Source organism: Parasynechococcus sp. (assembly GCF_042954245.1).
Lineage (GTDB): Bacteria > Cyanobacteriota > Cyanobacteriia > PCC-6307 > Cyanobiaceae > Parasynechococcus.
Genome location: NZ_JBGKDP010000252.1, coordinates 1 through 5,023 on the forward strand (window position 1 = coordinate 1; position 5,023 = coordinate 5,023).

Genomic DNA, 5,023 nt, shown 5'->3' on the forward strand with positions numbered 1-5,023 from the left:
CGTAGCCGAACAGCGGCTTGCGGGCATGAACCGGCAGGATTTCGCTCACCAAGCCAAAGGCCGGCAAGACCATGATGTAAACGGCTGGGTGGGAATAAAACCAGAACAGATGCTGGTAAACCACCACATTGCCGCCAAGGGTGGGATTGAAGAATCCTGTATGGGCAACAATGTCGAAACTCAGCAACACCAATGTTCCGGCCAGAACCGGTGTTGAGAGAACCACAAGAATGCTGGTGCCCAGCATGGCCCAGCAATACATGGGGAGCTGCATTAATTTCAAGCCGGGACGACGCAACTTGAGAATCGTGGCGATAAAGTTGATGCCTCCGAAGATCGAACTTCCTCCCAGGAGCAGCACGCTAAGGATCCAGATGATTTGGCCAGTTGCTGGTGTGGTGATGCTGAGGGGTGGATAGGCCGTCCACCCTGATTGAGCTGCACCCGTTAGGAAATAGCTGGTAATCAGCATCAAACCTGCTGGAGGAATCAGCCAGAATGCAACGGCATTGAGGCGTGGGAAGGCCATGTCCCGAGCGCCCACATAAAACGGGATCAAATAGTTCCCAAAAGCACCATTCACCACGGGAACAATCCAGAGAAAGATCATCACCGTGCCGTGGAGGGTCAGTACCTGGTTATAGACATCCCGTGCCATGAAGTCGGACACGGGACTGGTGAGTTCCGTGCGAATGGCACCGGCTAGGGCGCCGCCAATCAGATAGAAAATAAAGCCGCAGACCAGGTACTGAAGCCCGATCACCTTGTGATCAACGCTGAAGCTGAAATACCGCAACCAACCGCTGGGTTGAAGCCTTGGAGGACTGGATGTTTCCGGGGGCAAACTGATGGTCATGTCAGGCGTTCGCGATTGTGAGCGTTTCTTGTTCAGGCGCTGCTTTGGCGTTGTCCCTGTACCAGCTGTCCCAGTCCTCCGGGCTTTCCACCACAACGGTAGAGCGCATTCCACCGTGGTAAGGCCCACAGAGTTCGGCACACACAATTGGATAACGGCCGGTGCGTGTGGGCGTGAAACTCAGCTGGGTTGGTTGGCCTGGAATGACGTCCTGCTTCAGTCGAAATTCAGGAACCCAGAAGGCGTGGATTACATCTTTGGCTTCCATCCTGAGGGTGATCGGTCGGTCGGCTGGAACATGAAGTTCACCTGATGTAATGTCTCCCTCTGGATAATGAAAGAGGAAGGCGAATTGCATGGCTGTTACTTCAACGGGCAAGACATTTGTTGCCGCTGCTGATTCAATCGAGCCTGAACTGATTCCTCCCCAGATCTGTTCCTTGTGGGCTCTGCCCATGTGGTCATGAGCCAGAGGCATCATGCCACCCATACGGTCGTAAATATCGTAGCTGTATAGACCAACAAAAAGCACCACAACAGCAGGAACTGCTGTCCAGAAAATTTCGAGTGGCAGATTGCCCTCGATGGCCAGGCCATCGCCGAGCTGGCCGCTCCGTCGCCGAAAGCGAATCAAGCTGAAGACGAGAAGACCAACGATTCCGATAAACAGAATGCTGCCAATCGTGAATAGAACCTTAAAAAGCTCGTCGTAAATCGGCGCGTTGGCGCTCGCATCGATGGGGAGGAGGTTGATGTTCTGGCCGATCCAAAGGCCGCCCAGAGCAAGGACCATCCCGATCACCAACGTGAGAATGGCGGATGGGATCTGCATCTGATCAATCCCAGGTTTTCAACAGCGTATGGGCCTGGCTGCGGTTCTCCATGAAGTGATTGTTAAGGTCTTGTTTGTGTCAGGAAAAGGGGATGATTTCTTTCTTGTTTGTGTTGCAGATGTCCACACGGCGTGACGTCATCTTCTGCATCGCTACGGTCTAAGCAATCCCTTTTGGGTGCATCGGATGGAGCTTGTTCGATGATGCTTTCTTCAATATCGACGTTGCGTCGACGTCTTGGGTTGTTGTCGGCTCACCTTGTGGTTGCCGTGATCGCTTTGGTGGTGATCGGTGGGGCGACCCGGGTGATGGAGGCCGGCTTGGCCTGCCCGGACTGGCCCCTGTGCTTCGGCTCGTTTTTGCCGGGTCGCCAGATGAATGTTCAGGTGTTCCTTGAGTGGTTTCACCGCCTCGATGCTTTCGTTATCGGCATCGCCCTGGTGGTGATGGCTGTGGCGACGATGCTCCAGCAGCGCCAACTGCCGCGATGGCTGCCCTGGCTGGCCGCCGGCCTGATGGTTCTGGTGGCGATGCAGGGAGGTTTGGGTGCGCTGACGGTGACCCAGCTGCTCCCTTCTGGTGTGGTGACAGCCCATCTGGCACTCGCTCTCACCCTTGTGGCGCTTCTGAGTGGGCTGACCCAGCGCTTGCTTCATCCCGCTGCTGTCGTCGCTCCGCTCTGGTGGCGCATCGGGGCATCGCTTGGCCTGTTGTCGGTCTTTGTGCAGTGCCTGCTCGGTGGTCGCATGGCCACCGCTTGGGCAGGGCAGCGTTGTCTTGCTGGAGGAGAGGCCTGCCAACTGGTTCTCTCCCATCGCGTGACTGCGATGCCGGTGGTCGTAGTTGTGCTCGCCTTCGCCGGGGCAGCACTTCTAGCGGGTGGTTGGGCTCGCCAGCAGTGGCCCTGGCTCGCTGGTGCCGTGCTCCTGGTGCTGGCTCAGATGGCCCTTGGCGTTCTCACCCTTCGTCTTGGTTTGTCGCAACCCGCAGTGACCGTTGCGCATCAGCTCGTGGCAGCCCTGCTGATCGCTTTGTTGGCGGCGCTTCTGGTTCGCTCTCCGGATCTCCCCTCACCGTCCCATTCCGTCGTCCTCGACGACACCTCTTTGGAGGCCTGTCATGGCTGAAATCACTGCAACCGTTCGTCCGACCCGTGAGGAGGTGGTTCCCTCCCGCAAGCGGGTGAAACTTCCGGCCTGGCTGGAAGTCACCAAACCCCGTCTTATTCCTCTGCTGCTGGCCACCACCCTGGGTGGAATGGCTCTCAGTGAAGGCTGGCCTCTCTCATCGCCGCGGCTCGTCTGCACCCTGGGGGGAGGGGCGCTTGCCTCCGCTGCTGCAGGAGTTTTGAACTGCTTGTGGGAGCAGGATCTCGATGGTCGGATGGCCCGCACCAGCGGTCGCGCACTCCCCTCCGGTCGGCTGTCGCCCACCAGTGCATTCATCGGAGCCATCGCCTGCACCCTGGCGGCGGCGATGCTTCTGGTGAGCGGCGTGAACTGTCTCGCGGCTGGGTTGTCCCTGCTCGGCCTCTGCAGTTACGTGCTGCTCTACACAGCCTTGCTCAAGCCGCGGACGTCCCAGAACATCGTCATCGGTGGAGTCGCTGGGGCCATTCCGCCCCTTGTAGGGGCGGCTGCCGCCACGGGCCATGTCGGCCTCGGGGGCTGGTGGCTGTTCGCTCTGGTGATGGTCTGGACACCATCCCACTTCTGGGCTTTGGCCCTGCTGTTGCGTGAGGACTATCGCGCTGTGGGGATCCCCATGCTGCCCGTGGTGAAGGGTCCTGTGGTGACGGCTCGGGCGATCAAGACCTACGGCTGGATCACCGTCCTGCTAAGCGGTTTGGGCGTGTTTGCTTTGCCTTCAGGTGGCGCCTTCTATGGCGTGATGCTGCTTCCCTTCAACGGTCGATTGCTGCAGCTCGTCGATCGGCTTTCCCTGGATCCCGACAACCTTGTGAATGCCAAGGCTCTGTTCCGTTGGTCGATCTTGTATCTGTTTGGTCTCTGCTTGCTGCTCATTCTCAGCCGCACGGATCTGGCCTCAGGCTTTGCCCATCAAGTGATGCAGTTTCTCTCCCTGCCAACAGGGGTGCAATGAGCACTCTCTAGATTCCCTGAATTGGCCGAGCAAGTCCCTGACGGTGCCTGATGGCGTTGATTGAACTGCGGAAGATCTCCAAGGCCTATGGCTCGGTACCGGCTCTGCGTGAGCTTGATCTCACCGTTCCTGAAGGATGCCTTTACGGGCTGCTTGGCCCGAACGGTGCCGGCAAAACAACGGCCATGCGCATTTTGGCCACCCTGCTCGCCCCTGACAGCGGCTCAGTCGTAGTTGGAGGTGTCGACGGTCTGGCGCAGCCACGAGACGTGCGCCAGCTCATGGGCTATGTGGCTCAGGAGGTGGCCATCGACAAGATCCTGAGTGGCCGGGAACTGCTGCAATTGCAAGGCGATCTCTATCACTTGCTGCGGAGCGATCGCGAAAGCCGCATCGCTGATCTAATTGAACGCCTCGCGATGGGCGACTGGATTGACCGCCGCTGCGGCACCTATTCCGGTGGCATGCGCCGGCGTCTGGATCTAGCTGCTGGTCTGCTGCACCGACCTCGATTGCTCGTGCTCGATGAACCCACCGTGGGACTGGATATCGAGAGCCGCAGTGCCATTTGGCAACTGCTGTGTCAGCTTGTTGAGGAGGGCACCACTGTTCTTCTGAGCAGTCATTACCTCGAAGAAGTGGAAGCTCTGGCGGATCAGATGGCGATCATCGACGCCGGTCGGGTGATTGCTGAAGGCAGCCCTGACCAGCTCAAGCAACAGCTTGGGGGTGATCGCGTCACCCTGCGGGTCCGAGAGTTCAGCAATGCCGATGAGGCAACCCAAGTGCGTGCCCTTCTTGAACCTCTGGAGGGGGTGCGTCAGGTGGTGGTAAACCGATCCCAGGGGTTTTCCCTCAACCTGGTGATTGAGGGTGGGGCCGTGATCGATCAGCTGCGTCAAACCCTCGAGGCTGCAGGTCTGCCTGTGTTTGCCTTGGCCCAGAGTCGTCCCAGCCTGGATGATGTCTACCTTCAGGCCACAGGACGCACTCTGATGGACGCTGAACTGGCCAGTGCAGGCCAGCGCAACGTCAAACAGGAAAAGCGTCAATCCATGCGTTGAGTGCCAATGATGACTTCCCCAACAGCATCTTCTGTTGCTCTCCAGCAGCAGCAATCCGGAGCCCTCGCCGAGCTCAGCCAGGAAACGTTTGCCCTCACCCGGCGCTTGTTTCTCCAGTTGATGCGTCGCCCTTCAACCTTGATCGCTGGAATTCTGCAACCCCTGAT

The 5,023-nt window shown here is 58.4% G+C and carries 5 protein-coding genes and 1 pseudogene; 4 read left to right on the forward strand and 2 right to left on the reverse strand.

Annotated features, from left to right (window positions below):
* On the reverse strand, window positions 1–856 hold an 856-nt coding region (locus tag ACGVJ8_RS11570; protein WP_392348254.1), incomplete at its 3' end, for a cbb3-type cytochrome c oxidase subunit I.
* Between the two features lies 1 nt (window position 857).
* A complete protein-coding gene (locus ACGVJ8_RS11575) occupies window positions 858–1,688 on the reverse strand; it encodes a cytochrome c oxidase subunit II (protein WP_392348256.1) in 831 nt (276 codons plus the stop codon).
* A gap of 201 nt (window positions 1,689–1,889) precedes the next feature.
* On the opposite strand from ACGVJ8_RS11575, the gene ACGVJ8_RS11580 reads away from it, so the two are divergent.
* From ACGVJ8_RS11580 to ACGVJ8_RS11595, 4 genes and pseudogenes are all read left to right on the forward strand, one after another.
* On the forward strand, window positions 1,890–2,816 hold the full coding sequence (locus ACGVJ8_RS11580) for a heme A synthase (protein WP_392348258.1): 927 nt from the start codon (window positions 1,890–1,892) through the stop codon (window positions 2,814–2,816).
* On the forward strand, window positions 2,809–3,792 hold the full coding sequence (locus ACGVJ8_RS11585; protein WP_392348260.1) for a heme o synthase: 984 nt from the start codon (window positions 2,809–2,811) through the stop codon (window positions 3,790–3,792). The genes ACGVJ8_RS11580 and ACGVJ8_RS11585 overlap by 8 nt, the downstream gene beginning before the upstream one ends.
* A gap of 50 nt (window positions 3,793–3,842) precedes the next feature.
* Window positions 3,843–4,856 (forward strand): ATP-binding cassette domain-containing protein, encoded by a 1,014-nt coding sequence (locus ACGVJ8_RS11590; protein ID WP_392348262.1) that lies wholly within the window; start codon window positions 3,843–3,845, stop codon window positions 4,854–4,856.
* Between the two features lie 9 nt (window positions 4,857–4,865).
* Window positions 4,866–5,023: pseudogene (locus tag ACGVJ8_RS11595) on the forward strand (ABC transporter permease); the annotation flags it as partial.